Source organism: Pseudomonas sp. Marseille-QA0332 (assembly GCF_054950175.1).
The window spans coordinates 636,311-656,494 of sequence record NZ_CM143106.1 but is presented as its reverse complement, the minus strand read 5'-3'; the positions used below and the strand labels follow the sequence as shown (position 1 = coordinate 656,494).

Sequence of the window (20,184 nt, the reverse complement as noted above, 5' to 3'; positions counted from 1 at the left end):
TCCATGGTTCCCAGTATTCTCGTTGCGCAGAACCTTAGCAAAGTGGTCCCTAGCGCGGAAGGCGACCTCACGATCCTGCATTCGTTGTCCCTGAGCCTTGCCACAGGCGACAGCCTGGCCATTGTCGGCGCTTCCGGCTCGGGCAAGTCCACGCTGCTGGGCCTGCTCGCCGGCCTCGATCGACCGACCGGAGGCAACGTGATCCTGGCCGGGCAGGATCTGGGAACGCTCGACGAAGACCAGCGCGCCAGGGTGCGGGCCGAGCATGTCGGCTTCGTGTTCCAGTCGTTCCAGCTGCTGGACAGCCTTGATGCCCTGGAGAACGTCATGCTGCCGATGGAATTGGAAGGCCGACGCGATGCGCGCGAGCAGGCCCGCCAGTTGCTCGAGCGGGTCGGCCTGGGCCGGCGCCTGAGCCACTCGCCGCGCCAGCTCTCCGGCGGTGAACAGCAACGCGTGGCCATTGCCAGGGCCTTTGCCGCGGAGCCGGCCGTGCTGTTCGCCGACGAGCCGACCGGCAACCTCGACAGCCAGACCGGCGAACGCATCAGCGACCTGCTGTTCGAACTCAACAAGGAACGTGGCACCACCTTGGTGCTGGTCACTCACGACGAACGCCTGGCCCATCGCTGCCGTCGCCAGATAAGACTGGATGCCGGCCGCCTGGTCACGCCGCTGGAGGCCTGATGAACCGCATGCCCCTGCACCGCCTGTGCAGCCTCGCGCTGCGCCAGTCGATGCGCGATGCCCGCGCCGGCGAAGTGCGAGTGCTGTTCTTCGCGCTGCTGGTCGCGGTCGCCGCCAGCACTGCGATCGGCTACTTCGGCGCCCGTCTCAATGGCGCCATGCAGTTGCGTGCTACCGAATTCCTAGGTGCCGACCTGGTCCTGCAGGGAACCTCGCCGGCCACCGTCGAGCAGATCGAAAGCGGAACCCGGCTAGGGCTGCTGCATGCTCGCGTGGTGGAATTTTCCAGCGTGGTGGCTACCGACCAGGGCATCCAGCTGTCCAGCATCAAGGCCGCTGACCAGGCTTATCCGTTGCGCGGCGAGGTTCGCAGCGCAACGCAGCCGTATGCGGCAGAAACGCCCGGCGGCGGGCCGGCGCCGGGCGAAGCCTGGGTCGAAAGTCGATTGCTGGCGAGCCTGGGGCTGGCAATCGGCGATCGCATCGAGGTCGGCATGAAGAGCCTGCGCCTGAGCAGGGTGCTGACATACGAGCCGGATCGCGCCGGCAATTTCTACAGCCTCACGCCGCGGGTACTGATCAACCTCGAGGATCTGGCCGCCACCGGGGTCATCCAGCCTGGCAGCCGTGTCACCTACCGCGACCTTTGGCGAGGCGAAAGCGCGCGGCTGAGCCAATACCGCGAAGCGGTCGAGCCGCAACTGGGCGCCAACCAGCGGCTGCGCGACACTCGCGATGGCAACCGGCAGATCGGCGGTGCGCTGGGCAAGGCCGAACGCTACCTGAACATGGCCAGCCTGGTGGCCGTGCTGCTCGCTGGCGTGGCCGTGGCCCTGGCGGCCAGCCGCTACGCAGCCAGACGCCTGGACGCCAGCGCCCTGCTGCGCTGCCTGGGCCTGTCCCGCCATGAGGCGCTGGGGCTGTTCTGCCTGCAACTGGCGATGCTCGGCGCGCTGGCAGCAATGGCTGGCGCACTGCTCGGCTGGCTGGCCCAGCTCGGGCTGTTTCGTCTGCTGCACGGCCTGCTGCCGACCGTGGTGCCGGCTGGCGGCATCGCTCCGGCACTGGCCGGTATCGGCACCGGCCTGGTCGCGCTGGCCGGTTTTGCCTTGCCGCCCCTGGCCGCGCTGGGCCGGGTACCTCCGCTGCGCGTGCTGCGCCGTGACCTGTTGCCGGTGCCGCCCAGCAGTTGGCTAGTGTATGGCGCTGCGCTGCTGGCTCTGGGGCTGATCATGTGGCGTCTGAGCCTGGACCTGCTGCTGACGTTCGTCCTGCTCGGCGGCGGGCTGGCCGTCGCGCTGGTGCTGGGCGGCCTGCTGCTGCTCGGCCTGCGCGGCTTGCGTCGCGTGATGGGCGCTGCGCCATTGGCGTGGCGCCTGGGCCTTGGTCAGTTGTTGCGCCACCCGCTGGCGGCGGCGGGTCAGGCGCTGGCCTTTGGCTTGATCCTGATGGCCATGGCTCTGGTGGCGCTGCTGCGCGGCGAGCTACTGGACAACTGGCAGGCGCAGCTGCCGGCGGATGCACCGAACCATTTTGCGCTGAATATCCTGCCGGATGATCGCGAGCCCTTCGCCAGGCACCTGTCCCGGATCAATGCCAGTTCCGCGCCACTTTACCCGGTGGTGCCTGGACGGTTGGTGGCAATCAACCAGCAACCGGTGCGAGAACTAGTGAGCAAGGAGTCAACCGCGGAGCGTGCAGTGCAACGCGACTTGAGCCTGACCTGGGCCGCCGAGCTGCCCGAAGGCAACGCGCTGAGCGCCGGCCGATGGTGGCAGGCCATGCCGGCCGCACCAAGCCTGCCGGGCGTCTCGGTCGAGGCCGAACTCGCCGCCAGCCTGTCGCTCAAGCTCGGTGACGTGCTGACCTTCGATATCGGCGGCGCGCATCGCCAGGCCAGGGTCAGCAGCCTGCGCACGGTCCATTGGGACAGCTTCCAGCCAAACTTCTACATGATCTTCCAGCCGAACACCTTGCAAGGCTTGCCGGCCACCTACCTGACCAGCTTCCATCTGGCGCCTGGCCATGACGCCGATCTCGTGGCGCTGTCGCGGGCTTTTCCAGCGGTGACCATTCTCCAGGTCGACGCATTGCTCGAACAACTGCGCAGCATCCTTGCACAGGTGACCATGGCCGTGGAGTATGTGCTGCTGTTCGTCCTGGCCGCCGGCCTTGCAGTGCTGTTCGCCGGTTTGCAGGCCACCCTCGACGAGCGCATACGCCAAGGCGCCTTGCTGCGGGCGCTGGGTGCAGGACGCGCGCTGCTGGTCAAGTCCCGGCGGATCGAGTTCGGCCTGCTAGGCGCGCTGAGCGGCCTGCTCGCCGCGCTGGGCTGCGAGCTGATCACCCTGGTGCTGTATCGCCATGCATTCGATTTGCAGTGGGCGCCACACCCTTGGCTTGCGCTGTTACCGGTGCTGGGTGCCGTTCTGGTGGGCGGCGCTGGTGTGCAGGGCACGCGGCGCGCGCTCAATGCCAGCCCCTTGACGGTGCTGCGAGAGGGGTAGCATGACCGGGGCTGAGCCGAGATCTTTGCGTCACCGCGCAAATGTCGGTGACAATCCAGCGCCCATGCATCGCTGCCGGCGACGAGCGGCCCCGGGATGAACCGGTTACGCCTCGGCCTGTTCGTACCAGATGCGCTTCACGTACCAGACGGCTTGGCCGGATGGTGTCTGCACCACCACCTCATCGCCCTCGCCTTTTTTCAACAAGGCGCGGGCCATGGGTGAGTCGATCGAAATGTAGTCGTTGCGCCCGTGAATCTCGTCATAGCCGACAATCCTGAATGCCAGCGTCTGTTCGGCATCGTTGTCGATCTCGACCCAGGCACCAAAGAAGACCCTGCCCTCCTGCTCGGGCGCATAGGCCACGACCCTGACGTCTTCGAGCCGCTTGCGCAAGTAGCGAACTCGACGGTCGATCTCGCGCAGCAGCTTCTTGTTGTACTGGTAGTCGGCATTTTCGCTGCGATCGCCCAGGGAGGCCGCCCAGGCGACCTTCTGCGTGATCTCTGGGCGGTAGACCCGCCACAGGTGATCCAGCTCCTGCTTGAGCGCCTGGTGTCCGGCAGTGGTGATGATGTTGGTGCTCAAGCCGCAGTCTCCTTCATGACGTCACGACAGGCGCCCATGCGCCTGCCACGCACGCCGAGCATTATGATGAAAAGCCCCGTTCTTGCGTCAACCGCGGGTGATCAAGCCCTGGCGGGCGACCCGGATCAATTCGCCGATCGTCTCGGCCGCGGCATCCCGACTGGGGGACTGGATCACCGCCAGATCGAAATGATCGTCGCGATATCGAGCCAGGCTTGCGGTGGCTTCGACGAATTGGACCAGGAATGCACGTGCCTGCCCCTTGCGCCGCGACAGACCGTCGAGATGACGCAGCAGGCTGGGCTGGTGACGACCGCCAAGCAGGATGCATGGCGTGTGGGTGGCCTGGGTGGCAGGCAGTGGGGTCAGGCAGACACTGGTGCGCGGACAGCTCATGATGTTCTCTTCGCCTCGCAGATCCCGCTGGGCAGCGGTGGGAGGCGTCACCGAACCAGCGCTTTAGCGGAATTTCGGACGACATGACGAGGCGTCCCGCGCCCCGCAAGTAGCTGTTTAAATCGGCGCGAACTCCATGCTAGAGCGACAAGCGGCAGTTTACAAGCGTCAAAGGCAAGCAACTGCAAGCGGCTAGCGCCTGCTGGTGCGCTCGAGCGAAGAGCGCTCGCGGTTGAACGCCAGGTAGTACTTGTTCACGCTGTTGACGAAGTTGACCGGCCCCATGCCCACTTGCTCCATGGCGATACGTTCGGTCTGGAAGAACCACTGGTTGCCGTTGAGCCCACGCCTGCGCGCCTCGGCCCGCATGGCCTGGACCCGCTCCGGGCCGAGATTGTACGCAGCCAGGACGAAGGCCATGCGCTCGCGCTCGTTGAGTTGGGCGCTGGCGAAGAACTTGCGGCGGATCAGCGCCAGATAACGGGCACTGGCCTTGACATTGCCATCGACCGTGGCGGTATTGCGCACCCCGACTCGACGGGCGGCCGATGGCGTGATCTGCATCAGGCCATGGGCGCCGCCGCTGGTGCCTGCTGCCGCAGGGTTCAGCGTGGATTCCTTGAAAGCCAGTGCCGCCAGGCTCAACCAATCCATCTGTTGCGCCCGGGCATGCTTCTGCAATACCGGCCTGACCGACTCCAGGCGCCTGCGCTGGGCCAGCGGATCATGAATGCGATACTGGCGCTTGTAGATTCGCTCGAAGACTGCATCCTGGTTGGCCGGGGGTCGATAGTTCCTGAGGAACCCGTTGACCACGCCCTGAAGCGCTGGCGCATCCTTGCGCAGGTACCAGCGCATGGGTCGGGCAGGCGCCAGCTTCAGGCGGGTTTGCAGCTGCAGGCGTGGCATCACCCGGGCCCAGCGCCGCGCGATCGGGCGTTCCACCACGGTCAGCGGATAGATACCGGCCTGGACCATTTCCAGCACATCCTCCACCGCCAGGCTAGGATCGACCCACTCGATCTTGATCGGAGCGCGCTTGTGCCTGGCCAGGCGCGCATTGACCTCGCGCAGTACCGGACCCGCCGCGCTCGCGCTGGTCAGGGCGATGGTGCGACCGGACAGCTGTTCGACCCGGGTGAAACTGTGCCCGCCCTTGCGTCCTACCAACTGCAACGAGACCTGATCGACAACCGGCTCGCTGGCGACCAGCCCTTTGACCAAGGCAGGATCGAGCAGCTCGCCCGGCGCGGCGATGTCGCCTTCGCCCCGCAGCAACGCGCCGAGCAACTGCTCCTTGGCACGCGGGATGATCTTCAGCCGAACGGCCTGACCAGCGCGCGCATGGGCATTGAGAGCGTGTTCCAAGGCCTGCAGCCGATGATATTCGACCCCGACAGGTTGCCCCTTGACCTTCCCGGAGCTGTTGCGGCTCTGGTTGACCAGTACGCGCAGGATCTGGCTGGAGCGGATTTGCGCCAGATCACGTGTCTTGATCACCGGCGCGCCTTGCTGCGGCCCCGCCAGACGCGCAACGGACGCGCCCGGGACCAGCAGTGCAGCCATCAGAAGGATGGTCAGCAAGCCATGCAGCGTGCGGTTGCCTCGCACGGGGCGCTGGGCTGATGCCATGGATGGACCCGATCAGTGTCAATGGACGCCAACAGACCACGAAACTCCCGCCAAGTTCTTCACGCCGAAGCGATCCTGCTATGCTGGCCGACCTGCGGTACCTGCAGCGACAGGCAAGGATCCGGGTCTAAGCCCAGCGACGAGCGGCCGATCCTGTCGTCCGACACCTCAGCCAGGCCGTATGCCATCCGTCGAATACCCTCACCAGCGCGGAAGACCTTTGCCCCCATGCAACTCATCGATATTGGCGTCAACCTGACGAACAGCAGCTTCAAGAATGAGCATTGCGCCGTCGTCTCGCGAGCAGCCGAGGCTGGCGTGGTGCAGATGGTATTGACCGGCACCAGCCTGGCGGGCAGCGAACAGGCCGCCGACCTCTGCCGGCAACTGGATGCCGATGGCAACGTGCTATTTTCGACGGCCGGCGTCCATCCCCATGATGCCAGCGAATGGGGCCCCAGCATCGATACCCGCCTGCGTCAGCTGCTCGAGCAACCTCGGATCAGGGCCGTGGGTGAATGTGGCCTGGACTTCAATCGTGACTTTTCCCCTCGTGCGCAGCAGGAGAAGGCGCTCGAAGCGCAACTGGCCCTTGCCGCCGAGTCGGGCCTGCCGGTATTTCTCCACGAGCGCGATGCCAGCGAACGATTGGTGGCGATTCTCAAGACGTACCGCGATCATCTGTCGGCAGCGGTGGTGCACTGTTTCACCGGAGAACGGCGGGCACTGTTCGACTACCTGGACCTTGATTTGCACATTGGCGTCACCGGATGGATCTGTGACGAACGTCGCGGCACCCACCTGCATCCTCTGGTAGGCAGCATTCCAAAGGGGCGCCTGATGCTGGAAAGCGATGCCCCATATCTGCTGCCACGCACCTTGCGGCCCAAGCCGAAAGGCGGGCGCAACGAGCCGGCTTTCCTGGTGGCCGTGCTGGAGGAAGTAGCGCGTCATCGTGGCGAGTCCGTGCAGCAGACGGCCGCGCATACCACGGCCTGTGCTCGTGCATTCTTCGGCCTTCCGGAAATAGCTTGATCCAGGTCAACGGCGGCGCAGACATGAGCGACGAAAATAGTGGCACATTGCCAAGATTGTTTTCGCTCAATTCCGAGACTTCCCGCCATGGCTGCCTGGTTCGGCAACATTTCCCTGAAATACAAATTCTGGTGCATCAATGCGGTGGCCTTCGCCATCAGTTTGCTGCTGGTGCTGTACGCGGCCTACCTTGAACAGCAGGCACGCGTTGCCACCCTTCGCCAGCAGGCACAAGCCCAGGCCGAGCTGCTGACGGCCTGGCCTGTGTCGACACGTACGCCACGCTTGCCCCGATTGCTCGAATGGCATGCGGGGCAGATCCCCAGCGTGGCCGGCCATCCCCTGCCCGCCCTGGCCCAGGCACGTGGCTGGGTGACACTGTCCGGCGCCTGGATCCTGGGCCAGGACCCGTTGCTCGGCGCGCACGTCATGCGTCGCGGCGACCATTATCTGGCGGTACTGGTCAATGCCCCCAGCATGCGCCAGGTCCTGGCTGATCGTTTCGCTCGCTATGCCCTGTGTGTCCTGATCTTGATGTTGGCCATGCTGGCCGCCTCGCAATTGCTGATCCGCTTCCTGCTCAGTCAGCTCGATCGGCTCAAGGACATCATGCTGCACGTGGAAAAGACCGGCGACCTCTCGGCTCGGGTGCCACACGTGCGCGGCGACGAAGTCGGGCAGATGGCCGGTGCGTTCAATGCCATGCAAGCCACCTATCAACGGATCGTCGCCACGGTGACGCAGACGGCGCGAAACCTGGACCTGAGCGCGGCTCGATTGGCCAGCGGCATGCTCGAGGTTCGTCGCGGCATGCTTGAACAGCAAAGCGAGACTGATCAGGTCGCCACTGCGATCAACGAAATGACCGCGACGGTGCATCATATCGCCGAGCATGCCGGCGCCACCCGTGACCTGTCGCAGTCGGCCGATGGCCTCGCTGGCCGCGGCCAGGTGGTGGTTGGTCGCGTGCAAGAGTCGATCACCGGCCTGTCCACCGGGGTTGACCAGACAGCCCAGATGATTCGCCAGCTGGCCGAGGATAGCCAGAAGATCAATGGCGTGGTGGGCGTCATTCACAGCATCGCCGAGCAGACCAACCTGTTGGCGCTTAACGCTGCCATCGAAGCCGCGCGCGCCGGAGATCTGGGCCGGGGCTTCGCGGTGGTCGCCGACGAAGTACGCAACCTGGCCCGGCGTGTGCAAACCTCGACGGACGAAATCACTGGCATGGTGGCGTCACTGCAGGCGGGTACGCGCGATGCCGTCGAATTCATGCAGGAAAGTTCGTTCAAGGCCGGCGATTGCGTCATTCAGGCGCAGGAGGCTGGCGTGGCCTTGGCGCAGATCACCGCGGCCGTGGCGCAAATGCGTGAAAGCAACACGCAGATCGCGGTCGCCGCCCAGCAGCAAAGCCAGGTCGCCGAAGAAATGAATCGTGCCGTGGTGAGCATTCGGGACGTGACCGAGGACACCGTGCAGCAGACCGTTGCTTCTGCGACCACCAGCACCGAACTGGCCAGCCTTGCCACGGACCTGAACAAAGCCATTGGCCAGCTCAAACTATGATGATGATAGGCATGCTTGATTGGCTGAAGGATAAAGACCTCACTAAGCTTCTGGATAAGGTCCAGAGGAGCGTGCCATGAACAAGCGTCTGCCCAACCTGCCAGCCTGGCAGTGGCGAAGTTATCATCACAATCATCGACATCCGGCCAATCTCGCCTTGCATCTGATTGCCGTACCGCTGTTCGTTCTTGGCGTGCTGCTGGTATTGTCCGGCCTGTTCGGGCTCGATATCGCGCAGATCGCCGTCGGCATCATCGCCGTCATTGCCGGCTTGGGCCTGCAACGCCAGGGCCATCGCCTCGAAGTCGAGCAGCCCGAACCGTTCACGAACCGCAGCGACGCGGTCAAACGCCTGCTGACCGAACAGTTCATCACCTTTCCCCGCTTCGTTCTGAGCGGTGGTTGGTGGCGCGCCTGGCGCGAACATCACAAACGTCACCGGTGACCTGTCCGGCAGCGCTTGCATGACACACGGCGTGCGCGTTTGACTAGCGACGCCTCAAGACAGCCTGCAACTGCCCCAGCGTGACATCCGCTTGTCGCTCCGCTGCTTCCAGCTCCTTCTGCCAGTCTGCCCTCAACACCGCCAGTTCCCGCTGCTGCCCTGCCTGCAGCAGCCACTGCACCCGGTCATGCCAGTTACCCAGGTCCTGTTGGCCCTGCTTGAGCAGTCGCTGAAGCTTCTTGTCGGCATGATCGAGCTGCGGATACGCTTCGGCAGCATAGCGAACCCGCTTGATCAGCAGACGCAGGCGGTGCCGATCATGGGCCGGGTCCTTCAGCGCCGCTTCGAGCCGGCGCCACTGCTTGAGCAGGCGTTTATCGATACGGCGTGCCAATCCGCTGGTCACCCCTTCGCGGTTCGCCGCGCGCAGCAGCGGCGGGAGTGCGTCCAGCACGGCCAGGACCCGCTTGAGCTGCGCACTGGAGGCCACGCTGGCAAATGTCCCCGGCCTGGCCTCCAGGCGCTGCCGGCCGGCCTCGGCATATCCCCTGTGCATCAGCTCGCCGGCCAGTACTTCCTGGTCGCGCAGAGGTGTGGTCAGTGTCCCCAGGGACCTGGCGGCCTGTTCCAGCTCCTCGATCCCCGGCAAGCCACGCAAAGGGCGTAGCAGACTGCGCAAGCGCCGAAGCGTGGTACGCAGGTCATGCAGCGCCTCAGCGTCGGTATCGGCAGCCAGACGCTGCCGACAAGCCTGCAGACGAACCTGCAATGCCAGCATTCGTGCTACCACATGGTCGAGCATGACCGCCATCGATTACTCCTCGACTCACCGTCCCGCACGGGACTCGCGAATGTAGAAACGGGCCTTCTGCGCCTTGCGCGTGCATCCTTCGAAAGCCTCGAACTGTTGCTGGGTCTTGGCTCCGGTAAGCAGCGACAGCGCCTTGGAATAGCTCACCGTACCGGCGAAACCTTCCGCCTTGGCCAGATCCAGCTCCTTCCAGGCGCCATCGAGCTGGCTAGCGCAGCTCTCGCGGTAGGCCGTCTTGCCCGCGCAACCGCCCAGGGCCAGGACAAGAATGGGAAGGAAGATCCATGCTTTCATGGAAGATTGCCTCGGAAACGAAAGGAGAATGGCTGTTCGACGGCACACCGCTTGAAAAGTGCCCCGGCCTTGGCTCGGGCAGGATAGGATTGAGGCACAGGTAACACCACAACAAGCGATATCCGGCAACGGTGCAGGCAAGAGGATAGCGGATGGGCAAGCGGGTAGCACTGGTACTGGGTTCGGGCGGGGCCCGCGGCTATGCGCATATCGGAGTGATCGAGGAAATCGAACGGCGCGGCTACGAAATCGCCTGCATCGCGGGTTGCTCGATGGGCGCTGTCATTGGCGGGATCTACGCCGCGGGCAAGCTGGACGAGTACAAGCACTGGATCGAAAGCCTGGACTACCTGGACGTCCTGCGCCTGGTCGATGTGAGCTTCCGCCTCGGCGCCATCCGTGGCGACAAGGTCTTCGGGCAGATTCGCAAGATCGTCGGCGAGATGAACATCGAGCAGCTGCGCATCCCTTACACCGCAGTGGCTGCCGACCTGACCTACCAGCAGGAAATCTGGTTCCAGGAAGGCTGCCTGCACAAGGCCATGCGCGCCTCGGCGGCAATCCCGAGCCTATTCACGCCGGTGGTACAAGGCAATCGCGTACTGGTCGACGGCGGCATCCTCAATCCCCTGCCGATCATCCCGGTGGTTTCCAGCCACTGCGACATGATCATCGCGGTCAATCTCAACGCCACTAACCAGCGGCATTACCAATTGCCGGTGATCGAGCGGCCCGCGGCATTCAGGATGCGCTTCGACAACCTGATCAGCTCGCTGGGCGCGCATCTGCCGTTTCGGCGCAAGCCGGCAGAACAACTGGTCAGGATCGAGCAGGCGATCGACACCCAGGGCGAACCGGCCATCGACCCCTGGCTTATCGATGAAGCGGGCGTACCGACGACGGACCAGGAGCAAGCCGCCCCTAGATCGGCCACCGGCTCGGTCATCATCGACAACGTCGGCCCGGCTTCGCTGCTCGACCTGATCAACCAGAGTTTCGAGGTGATGCAGACCTCGCTTGCCCAGTACAAGATCGCCGGTTATCCCCCTGACGTGCTGATCAACGTACCCAAGCGGGTCTGCCGTTTCTTCGAGTTCTACAAGGCACCGGAGCTGATCGCCCTCGGCCGCGAGATCGCCCGCGACAGCCTTGATGCCCACGAACAGGAACGACGCTGAAAGCGCACATCAGGCAGGCGCCAGCAACTCGGCGAACGCTTCGCACGTGACCGGCCTGCTCAGGTAGTAGCCCTGGCCTTCGTCACAGTCGACCGACTGCAGGAGCCCCAGATGGGCGGAGCTTTCGATGCCTTCGGCCGTCACCGTAAGCGAAAGTGCGTGGCCCAGCCCTATGATCGCCTGAACCACGGAGCGGTCGCTTTCGCTTTCGCCGAGCCGGCTGACGAAACTTCTGTCTATCTTCAGGCCGTCGAACGGGAACGAACGCAGGTAGCTCAGTGACGAGTAGCCGGTGCCGAAATCATCCATCGCCAACCTGACCCCCAGAGCCTTGAGCGACTGCATGATCGCCAGCGCACCGGCGGGATCCTCCACCATCACGCTTTCAGTCAGCTCCAGCTCCAGACGGCAGGGCGCCAGCCCGCTGGAAGACAGGACGGCCTCGATCCGTTCGATCAACTGCAGGGATTGGAATTCCTTGGGCGACAGGTTCACCGAAACGAACAGGTTCTGCGGCCAGCCGGCTGCATGCTGGCATGCCGTTTCGAGCACCCAGTCGCTCAGTGCCGAAATCAGCCCGGTATCCTCGGCAATCGGGATGAAAATGTCGGGACTCACCAACCCACGGTCGGGATGCTGCCAGCGAACCAAGGCTTCGGCCCCGACCATCTGGCCGTTGCCGATGCGATAGCGTGGCTGGAAATGCAGGCGCAGCTCACCGTGCTGGATACCATAGCGCAGATCGCTTTCCAGTCTTCGACGCTCGATGATCCGGGCGTTCATGTCGCTGGCATAGAAGCGCCATGTTCCTCTCCCGCTGGCTTTCGCCTCGTACAGGGCGATGTCGGAATAGCGCAGCAGGTCCGCCGCCTCCACGGCATCATGCGGCGCCAAGGCGATACCGATGCTGGCGCCGATGAAAATATCCTGCTCTTCGAGCTCGAGGGGCTGCTCGACGCAGGCAATGATCCTGCGGCACAACCTTTCGATTTCGTCATGCCCGGACAAGCCGGACAGGATCATCACGAATTCGTCTCCCCCCATCCTGGCGACCAGATCCCCCGACCTGACGCACTCGGCCAGGCGCCGGGCAGTTTCGAGCAATACCCTGTCACCTACCGCATGGCCGAGCAGGTCGTTGACAGGCTTGAAACGGTCGAGATCGATGCTGAGCATGACCAGCGAGCCGGCATGCCCGGCGAGGGTACGCAGCTTGCCATCGAGATAATTGCGCAGCTGCTCGCGGTTGGGAAGCCCGGTCAGCACGTCGTGCTGCGAGAGGTACTCGATCCGCTGACGCGTGGCCAGGTCCTCGGTGATATCGGTCGCGGTTCCACGCAGGCCGTGGTCCGGCAAGGCTCTGGCGGTCACGCGGATGACCCGCTCGCTGCCATTGCGAGTCGAGCAGGTGCATTGCAGCGTCGTGCTGGCGCCGTTGTCTTGATGGCCCACGCGGTCGAAAAGCGATCCCTGGGTGGTGCTCAGCAAACCGCTCGCCTGGGCTCCCAGCCAGTGCTGGCGGGAGAAGCCGGTAATCGATTCGAATCGCTCGGAAAGAAACGTGAAGCGTCCCTCGGCGTCCGTTTCCCAGATCCAGTCCGAACTCGCTTCGGCCACATCCCGGAATCGCGCCTCGCTGATCGCCAGCGCGGCCTGGCTGTGTTCCAGGGCCGCATGACTCTGGTCAAGCGACACGGCTGCCGCGGTCGCGCGCCTGAGAATGACCCAGACCATCAGGTAGACGACCATGGCGAACAGCGCTACCAGAGGCAGCATGAGCTTGAGCATGTCGCGGCCCGGTTCGGGCGGGCTCCAGGCGAGAATGCGCAAGCTGCCGGTGGCTTCGGGTAGCTGCTGGAGTTGCGTGTCGGAAAGACCGGGCTCCAGGCGCAGGTGCCTGACGCCGAAGCCTTCGCCCACGGCTTCGAGACGCTCACGGTCGAACAGCTGCACGAACAGCAACACCGAGGCCGCGCCTTCCTCGCGCTGCACCGAAGGATCGGTTCCGGGCGTGAGCGGCGCGGCAGCGATGAGCGCCAGCTTGCCGTCAAAGGTGCCGAACCAGCTGACTGGCTTTTCCTGCGCCTCGCTTTGCCTGGCTTGCTGCAGCAACTCGTTGACTGGCTGTCCTAGCCAGGCGGATAGCCTGACGTCCGAGAGCTGGCCGTCTATGACCGAATAGACCGTGTGGTCTGTCTCATCGACCACGAAGACACCGTTGATATCGAAGTCGTGGTAGAGGGTCGGGCCGAGGTTTTCCCTGACAAAGGCCCAGTCGGTGCTCACCGTCAGACGCAGGTGGCGATAGGCATCGCCCCAGAACGCATAGTCCTTGGTAGTGGAGACCAGCCTGGCGCGCAGCGATTCGAAAGCCTTCCCCAGCAGGAATTCGCTCTTGGCCGCCTCTTGCCTGTCCAGGTCGCGGGCCAGGTATATCGCAAACGCCGTGGCCAGCGCGAGCACAAGGGTGAGCAGGCCGGTAAAGATGAACAATGAAGTGCGGGTCACGCCTACGCTTCGACCCTTGGAATTCGAAGAACCACTGTCTGCCATGAAAGCCATCGTAATCAGCCTGGAGAAACGTCTCGATGCAAGGTTATCGGCAAACGAGTGGTTTTCCGCAGCCGGAAAATGCGGCTTCGCAACAACGAAGCAGGCCGTGCAGGCCTGGAACTTCCAGGACCTGCACGGCCTGCTCATGGACGTGGCGGTAGCGGATACCTGCTCAATAACGAGTGATGTCCGCCTTCGATTCCAGCAGCTTGCGGTAAGCGGCGAAATCCTGCTGACCGGCACGCGACGCAAGGAAGCGGCGCATGGCGGCCTTTTCCTCTTCGGTGGCGGCAGCGCCTTCGTTGACCCCCTTCAGTTGCAGGACGACCAGGCTACCATCACCCAGCACGACACTACCGAATACAGGCTTGTCCTTGGCTTGTGGCTTGCCCAGGCGGAACACGGCCTGCAACTCGACCGGGTCGATCCCCTCCTGGTCACGCTTGACTGCCTCGCGGACCGTCCAAGGCTGGCCGTCATGTGCCGCATCGGCAGCGACAGAACCGTCGCGCAGGCTCGCAACCAGCTTGTCGGCCTTGGCCTTGAGCTCGGTGGTTGCCTGTTCCTTGGCCAAGTGTTCGCGGATGCTGCTCGCAACCTGCTCAAGCGGCAGCAGCTCTGGCTTGCGATGCTCCTTCACGCGCAGCACCACGACAGTTTCCGGATCCAGCTCGATGGCGTTGCTGTTGGCGCCTTCCTGAAGCACTTCTTCGCTGAACGCAGCCTGGATGACCGCGCGGTTGGCGGTAATGCCCTTGCCACCTTCACGTCCGAACGGCTCGGAGGTCTCGACCTTCAGGCCCAGTTCCTGCGCCGGCTGGGCAAGATCGGAGGCTTCGAAGGAGGAATCTTCCAGCTGCTTGGTCGCTTCGACGAAGCGCTGCTCTACCTGCTGGGTCTTCAGCTCGCGGGTGAGTTTCTCCTGCAGGCTGGCGAAGCTCGGTACGTCAGGCGCCTGGACCCCAAGCAGCTTGATCAGGTGATAGCCGTACTCGGTGCGCACTGGCGCCGAGACCTGGCCGTCGTCGAGCTTGTACAGAGCGTCCTCGAAGGCAGGGGCATATACGCCAGGCCCGGCGAAACCAAGATCACCGCCGTTGCTCGCCGAACCAGGGTCCTGGGAGAACTCCTTGGCCAGCGCGGCGAAATCCTCGCCCTTGTCCAGCCGCTGGCGGATCTGTTCGATGCGCGCCTTGGCCTGCTCATCGTTCACCTTGTCATTGACTTCGATGAGAATGTGCGCGGCATGTCGCTGCTCGGCCAGGTTGGCCACTTCCTTGTCATACAGGGCCTTGAGTTGTTCGTCGCTGACCTTGACCTGGTCGAAGTAGGCGGACTTCTTGAGCTCGATGTATTCGATGACCACCTGGTCGGGGCTCATGAACTCCTTGGCGTGCTCATCGTAGTGAGCCTTGATCTGCTCCTCGGACACCTTGATCGAGGCAGGGTCGGCCTTGAAGGTCAGCGAAGCGAAGTCACGGGTCTGGTTTTCCAGGCGGGCGAACGCCTCGACTGCCTGGTCGGTGGCGAATGCGCTTGCGCCCAGGCCATTGCGCAACTGGCCAATCAGCATCTCCTCGGCCAGCATCTGGCGGAACTGCATGCGCCCGTAGCCCAGCTGACGGATCACCTGGTCGAACTGCTCGGCATTGAACTTGCCGTCGACCTGGAACTCCGGCATTTGCAGGATCAGCTGGTCCATTGCCTGTTCGGAAAAGGAGAACCCGGCATCCTTGGCGCCTTGCAATAGCAGCTTGCGGTCGATCAGCCCCTTCAGCGCGGCCTCGCGCAGCATCTTCTCGTCAAGCAGCGCCGGGTCAAAGTTCTTGCCGAGCTTTTCCATCAGCTGCCGACGTTGCATGTCGACCGCCTGGCTCAGTTCGTTCTGGCTTATGGTGTCGCCATTTACTTTGGCAGCATCCTGGCTATGGTTGGTGGCCTGGAAGATGGCGTCGAAGCCGGTCAACGCCATCAGCACGACAATGAGGCCGATGATGGTCTTGGCAATCCAACCTTGTGAATTGTCCCTGATATTCTGCAGCATGCGTCCCCCAGAAACGGTTGTACCACTGCGTCGACAACCGCGGAGCGTGGGTAGAGTCCTGATAGAAGAAAGGCGCATCCGAAGATGCGCCTTCTCGAAACGTGCGTACGGGCAACGCTGTCTGCGCCTGCCGCGACGCGATCGAGCCCGGCCAAGCCAGGCCCGGCTGAAGAGACGGCTTAGTTGACGGCGTCTTTCAGGCCTTTGCCTGCCTTGAAACCTGGAACCTTGGCAGCGGCGATCTTGATCGCTTCGCCGGACTGCGGATTACGACCGGTGCGCTCAGCGCGCTCCTTGACGGAGAAAGTGCCGAAGCCTACCAGCACGACGTCATCACCTTGCTTCAGGGCGCCGGTGACGGATTCGATGACTGCGTCCAGTGCGCGGCCGGCCACGGCTTTCGGGATGTCAGCAGATGCGGCGATAGCGTCAATCAGTTCCGACTTGTTCACTCTAAGTCCCCTTGTTTCTCTAGTGATATGTTTCTAAGTATGTAAGAAGCTTCAAAAACGGGCGATGGGCGGCCCCGTGACACTAGCGTGCCGCTTTATAGCAAGGGCCTGAAAAAACTGTCAAGGAAGGCCACCCAGTGGAATGCGTACTAGTGCGTGCTGATGCGCTCCTTGGCATCGCTGTCGCGTTTGTCGTCCTTCGCGACAATCTCCGGAGCCACATCTGGCAAGGGCTCCGGCGCGTATTGCAGCGCAATTTGCAGGACTTCGTCAATCCATTTGACCGGTTTGATCTGAAGATCTTCCTTGATGTTTTCGGGAATCTCCTTCAGGTCACGCACGTTTTCTTCTGGAATGATCACCGTCTTTATCCCGCCACGGTGCGCCGCCAGTAGCTTCTCCTTCAAGCCTCCGATCGCCAGCACCTGGCCCCGTAGAGTGATCTCGCCGGTCATGGCCACGTCGGCCCGTACCGGGATCTGGGTCAGGGCCGATACCAATGCGGTACACATGCCGATGCCCGCGCTCGGACCGTCCTTCGGCGTGGCGCCTTCGGGCATGTGGATGTGCACGTCATGCTTCTCGTGGAAATCGCTCGGAATGCCCAGGCTACGGGCCCTGCTACGCACCACGGTCTGGGCCGCGGTGATCGACTCGACCATGACATCGCCCAGCGAGCCGGTCTTGATCAGCTGCCCCTTGCCCGGTATGACCACCGCCTCGATGGTCAGCAGTTCGCCGCCTACCTGCGTCCAGGCAAGGCCAGTGACCTGACCGATCTGATCCTGCTGCTCGGCCAGGCCATAGCGGAACTTGCGCACGCCAAGCAGATGCTCGAGCTGCTCGCCAGTGACCTTGACACGAACCTGCTTCTGACCTGCATGCTCCTTGACGATCTTGCGGCACACCTTGGCGATCTGCCGTTCCAGGCCACGTACGCCAGCCTCGCGGGTGTAGTAGCGAATGATGTCGCGAATGGCCGCCGTGTCGATCTCCAGCTCATCCTCCTTCAAGCCGTTGGCCTTGACCTGCTTGGGGGCCAGATACTTGATGGCGATGTTGACCTTCTCGTCCTCGGTGTAGCCCGGCAGACGAATGATCTCCATCCGATCGAGCAACGCCGGCGGGATGTTCATCGAGTTGGAGGTGCAAAGGAACATGACGTCCGAGAGGTCATAGTCGACCTCCAGGTAGTGGTCGTTGAAGTTGTGGTTCTGCTCCGGATCGAGCACTTCGAGCAGTGCCGAAGCCGGGTCGCCACGCATGTCGCTGCCCATCTTGTCGATTTCGTCGAGCAGAAACAGGGGGTTGCGTACCCCGACCTTGGTCATTTTCTGAATAAGGCGGCCCGGCATCGAACCGATGTAGGTACGGCGATGACCACGGATTTCCGCCTCGTCCCGCACGCCACCGAGGGCCATGCGAACGAACTTGCGATTGGTCGCGGCGGCGATGGACTCGGCCAGCGAGGTCTTGCCCACTCCGGGCGGCCCTACCAGGCAAAGTACCGGACCGCGAATCTTCTTCACGCGCTTTTGCACAGCGAGGTACTCGAGGATGCGTTCCTTGACCTCATCCAGCCCGTAATGATCGGCATCGAGAATCTGTTCCGCCTTCGACAGATCGAGGCGCACCTTGCTCTGGGCTTTCCATGGTACTTGAACCAGCCAGTCCAGATAGGAACGCACCACGGTGGCTTCGGCCGACATGGGCGACATCTGCTTGAGCTTGTTCAGCTCGGCCTGGGCCTTTGCCAAGGCATCCTTGGGCAGGCCGGCCGCATCGATGCGTTTCTTGAGCTCCTCGGCCTCGTTGTGGCCTTCTTCGCCATCGCCCAGTTCCTTCTGGATGGCCTTCATCTGCTCATTCAGGTAGTACTCGCGCTGGCTGCGTTCCATCTGTTTCTTCACCCGACCGCGAATGCGCTTCTCGACCTGCAGCAGGTCGATCTCGGCATCCAGCAACGCCAGGACGTGTTCGACCCGGCTCGACAGGTCGACGATCTCGAGGATTTCCTGTTTCTGCTCGATCTTCAACGCCATGTGAGCGGCCATGGTGTCGACCAGGCGGCCTGGCTCGTCGATGCTGTTGAGCGACGACAGCACTTCGGCAGGCACCTTCTTGCCCAGCTGGACGTACTGCTCGAACTGCGACAACAGGGTACGGACGAAGACCTCCGACTCGCGCTCGGCCGCGTCGACCTCGTCGATCAGGGTCACTTCTGCCCGAATATGCCCGTCGACTTCCACGAAGCGCTCGACGGCGCCGCGCTGCTCGCCCTCGACCAGCACCTTGACGGTACCGTCGGGTAGCTTGAGCAGCTGCAGGACAGTGGCGATGGTACCGACGCGGTAGAGAGCGTCTTCGCCCGGATCATCATCGGCTGGATTCTTCTGGGCCAGCAGCAGGATCTGCTTTTCGCCCGTCATCGCCGCCTCGAGGGCTTCGATGGACTTCTCGCGCCCCACGAACAGCGGGATGACCATGTGCGGATAAACTACGACATCGCGCAATGGCAACAGAGGCAAGTCGAGGGTTGTCTTCATGATTTCGCCTCTACAGCGGCCTTGCGGCCGGAAACCGGTGGAAATGATGCTTGGGGCTAATGTGGGGGCAGCCCTGGAAAATTACAAGCGCTCTGCTCAGGAAATGCAGAAAGGGGCCCTAGGGCCCCTTGCTTGCAGCACAGGCATCCGACTCAGGCGTCAGGCGCTGCCTTGGCTTGCGGTTCGCTGTTCTCGTAGATCAGCAGCGGCTGGGACGAGCCTTCGATGACGCTTTCGTCGATTACCACCTTGCTGACATCCTTCTGCGAAGGAATCTCGTACATGGTGTCGAGCAGCACGCCTTCGAGGATCGAGCGCAGGCCGCGGGCGCCAGTCTTGCGTTCCAGAGCCTTGCGAGCGACAGCCTTGAGCGCGTCGGTACGGAACTCCAGATCGACGCTCTCCATCTCGAACAGCTTGGAATACTGTTTGGTCAGCGCGTTCTTCGGCTCGGTGAGAATCTGCATGAGGGCAGCCTCATCGAGTTCGTCGAGGGTCGCCAGAACCGGCAGACGGCCGACGAATTCCGGAATCAGGCCGAACTTGACCAGGTCATCCGGCTCGACCTCGCGCAACGACTCGCCGACCTTCTTGCCTTCTTCCTTGCTGCGCACTTCGGCACCGAAACCGATGCCACCCTTGGTGGAACGGTTCTGGATGACCTTTTCCAGGCCCGAGAATGCACCACCGCAGATGAACAGGATATTGCGCGTATCGACCTGCAGGAACTCCTGCTGGGGATGCTTGCGCCCACCCTGAGGCGGTACCGAGGCCACGGTACCTTCGATCAGCTTCAACAGCGCCTGCTGTACGCCTTCGCCCGAGACGTCGCGGGTGATCGACGGGTTGTCCGACTTGCGCGAGATCTTGTCGATCTCGTCGATGTAGACGATACCCATCTGGGCCTTTTCCACATCGTAGTCGCACTTCTGCAACAGCTTCTGAATGATGTTCTCGACGTCCTCGCCTACATAACCAGCCTCGGTCAAGGTGGTGGCGTCGGCGATGGTGAACGGCACGTTCAATAGGCGCGCAAGCGTTTCGGCGAGCAGGGTCTTGCCCGAGCCGGTCGGCCCGATCAGCAGGATGTTGCTCTTGCCGAGCTCGACTTCGTCGCCCTTCTTGTCACGCTGATTCAGGCGCTTGTAGTGGTTGTACACCGCTACGGCAAGCACCTTCTTCGCTCGCTCCTGGCCAATGACATACTGGTCCAGGATGGAGCTGATTTCTTTCGGCGAAGGCAATTTGTGCGCGTTGCTCTCGGCCTGGGCTTCCTGCACCTCCTCGCGGATGATGTCATTGCACAGGTCGACGCACTCGTCGCAGATAAATACCGAGGGTCCGGCAATCAGCTTGCGTACTTCATGCTGGCTTTTGCCGCAGAAGGAGCAGTAGAGCAATTTGCCGTTGTCCTCGCCGTTACGGGTGTCTGTCATTCGATCGATCCAAT

Annotated in this window: 16 protein-coding genes; 6 read left to right on the top strand and 10 right to left on the bottom strand. The window is 62.9% G+C overall.

All coding sequences use genetic code 11. From position 1 onward, the window contains the following. The first annotated feature begins 3 nt into the window (after positions 1-3). Together ACY8GK_RS03310 and ACY8GK_RS03305 are read left to right on the top strand one after the other, a co-directional pair. On the top strand, positions 4-687 hold the full coding sequence (locus tag ACY8GK_RS03310; RefSeq protein ID WP_462402300.1) for an ABC transporter ATP-binding protein: 684 nt from the start codon (positions 4-6) through the stop codon (positions 685-687). After that, positions 687-3,194 carry an ABC transporter permease gene (locus ACY8GK_RS03305; protein WP_462402299.1) on the top strand — a complete coding sequence of 836 codons (2,508 nt, stop codon included), beginning with the start codon at positions 687-689 and terminating at the stop codon, positions 3,192-3,194. The genes ACY8GK_RS03310 and ACY8GK_RS03305 overlap by 1 nt, the downstream gene beginning before the upstream one ends. Positions 3,195-3,299: 105 nt before the next feature. Here ACY8GK_RS03305 and greB read toward each other — a convergent pair whose 3' ends face one another. The 3 genes from greB to ACY8GK_RS03290 form a co-directional block, all read right to left on the bottom strand. After that, positions 3,300-3,782 carry a transcription elongation factor GreB gene (gene greB / locus ACY8GK_RS03300; protein ID WP_196176241.1) on the bottom strand — a complete coding sequence of 161 codons (483 nt, stop codon included), beginning with the start codon at positions 3,780-3,782 and terminating at the stop codon, positions 3,300-3,302. Positions 3,783-3,869: 87 nt separating this feature from the next. Beyond that, entirely contained in the window at positions 3,870-4,178 is a 309-nt protein-coding gene (locus ACY8GK_RS03295; RefSeq protein ID WP_196176243.1) for a hypothetical protein, read from the bottom strand. A 192-nt stretch (positions 4,179-4,370) separates the two neighbouring features. After that, positions 4,371-5,744 (bottom strand): MltF family protein, encoded by a 1,374-nt coding sequence (locus ACY8GK_RS03290; RefSeq protein WP_462402973.1) that lies wholly within the window; start codon positions 5,742-5,744, stop codon positions 4,371-4,373. Positions 5,745-6,038: 294 nt separating this feature from the next. On the opposite strand from ACY8GK_RS03290, the gene ACY8GK_RS03285 reads away from it, so the two are divergent. From ACY8GK_RS03285 to ACY8GK_RS03275, 3 genes are all read left to right on the top strand, one after another. Next, positions 6,039-6,845 (top strand): TatD family hydrolase, encoded by an 807-nt coding sequence (locus ACY8GK_RS03285; RefSeq protein WP_196176245.1) that lies wholly within the window; start codon positions 6,039-6,041, stop codon positions 6,843-6,845. An 87-nt stretch (positions 6,846-6,932) separates the two neighbouring features. Beyond that, entirely contained in the window at positions 6,933-8,411 is a 1,479-nt protein-coding gene (locus ACY8GK_RS03280; RefSeq protein ID WP_462402298.1) for a methyl-accepting chemotaxis protein, read from the top strand. Between the two features lie 76 nt (positions 8,412-8,487). Continuing rightward, complete coding sequence (locus ACY8GK_RS03275) at positions 8,488-8,856, top strand: Mpo1-like protein (RefSeq protein WP_462402297.1); 369 nt, start codon at positions 8,488-8,490, stop codon at positions 8,854-8,856. A gap of 43 nt (positions 8,857-8,899) precedes the next feature. Here the strand turns inward: ACY8GK_RS03275 and ACY8GK_RS03270 are convergent, their stop codons facing one another. Further along, on the bottom strand, positions 8,900-9,667 hold the full coding sequence (locus ACY8GK_RS03270) for a CHAD domain-containing protein (RefSeq protein ID WP_462402296.1): 768 nt from the start codon (positions 9,665-9,667) through the stop codon (positions 8,900-8,902). Between the two features lie 15 nt (positions 9,668-9,682). Next, positions 9,683-9,961: a hypothetical protein gene (locus ACY8GK_RS03265; RefSeq protein ID WP_196176254.1), complete on the bottom strand. Its 279-nt coding sequence runs from the start codon at positions 9,959-9,961 to the stop codon at positions 9,683-9,685. A 152-nt stretch (positions 9,962-10,113) separates the two neighbouring features. On the opposite strand from ACY8GK_RS03265, the gene ACY8GK_RS03260 reads away from it, so the two are divergent. Continuing rightward, positions 10,114-11,139: a patatin-like phospholipase family protein gene (locus tag ACY8GK_RS03260; protein ID WP_196176256.1), complete on the top strand. Its 1,026-nt coding sequence runs from the start codon at positions 10,114-10,116 to the stop codon at positions 11,137-11,139. A 9-nt stretch (positions 11,140-11,148) separates the two neighbouring features. On the opposite strand, the gene ACY8GK_RS03255 is transcribed toward ACY8GK_RS03260, so the two are convergent. The 5 genes from ACY8GK_RS03255 to clpX all read right to left on the bottom strand — a co-directional run bounded on the left by ACY8GK_RS03255 (position 11,149) and on the right by clpX (position 20,170). Then, a complete protein-coding gene (locus tag ACY8GK_RS03255) occupies positions 11,149-13,647 on the bottom strand; it encodes a bifunctional diguanylate cyclase/phosphodiesterase (RefSeq protein WP_462402295.1) in 2,499 nt (832 codons plus the stop codon). A gap of 217 nt (positions 13,648-13,864) precedes the next feature. Further along, the gene (locus ACY8GK_RS03250; protein WP_462402294.1) at positions 13,865-15,736 is read right to left on the bottom strand and encodes a SurA N-terminal domain-containing protein; all 1,872 of its coding nucleotides are present in this window, start codon (positions 15,734-15,736) and stop codon (positions 13,865-13,867) included. Positions 15,737-15,915: 179 nt separating this feature from the next. After that, positions 15,916-16,188 carry an HU family DNA-binding protein gene (locus tag ACY8GK_RS03245; protein WP_196176262.1) on the bottom strand — a complete coding sequence of 91 codons (273 nt, stop codon included), beginning with the start codon at positions 16,186-16,188 and terminating at the stop codon, positions 15,916-15,918. 149 nt (positions 16,189-16,337) lie between these two features. Beyond that, entirely contained in the window at positions 16,338-18,734 is a 2,397-nt protein-coding gene (gene lon / locus ACY8GK_RS03240) for an endopeptidase La (RefSeq protein WP_462402293.1), read from the bottom strand. 152 nt (positions 18,735-18,886) lie between these two features. Further along, positions 18,887-20,170 carry an ATP-dependent Clp protease ATP-binding subunit ClpX gene (gene clpX, locus ACY8GK_RS03235; RefSeq protein ID WP_196176266.1) on the bottom strand — a complete coding sequence of 428 codons (1,284 nt, stop codon included), beginning with the start codon at positions 20,168-20,170 and terminating at the stop codon, positions 18,887-18,889. Between the last annotated feature and the right edge of the window lie 14 nt (positions 20,171-20,184).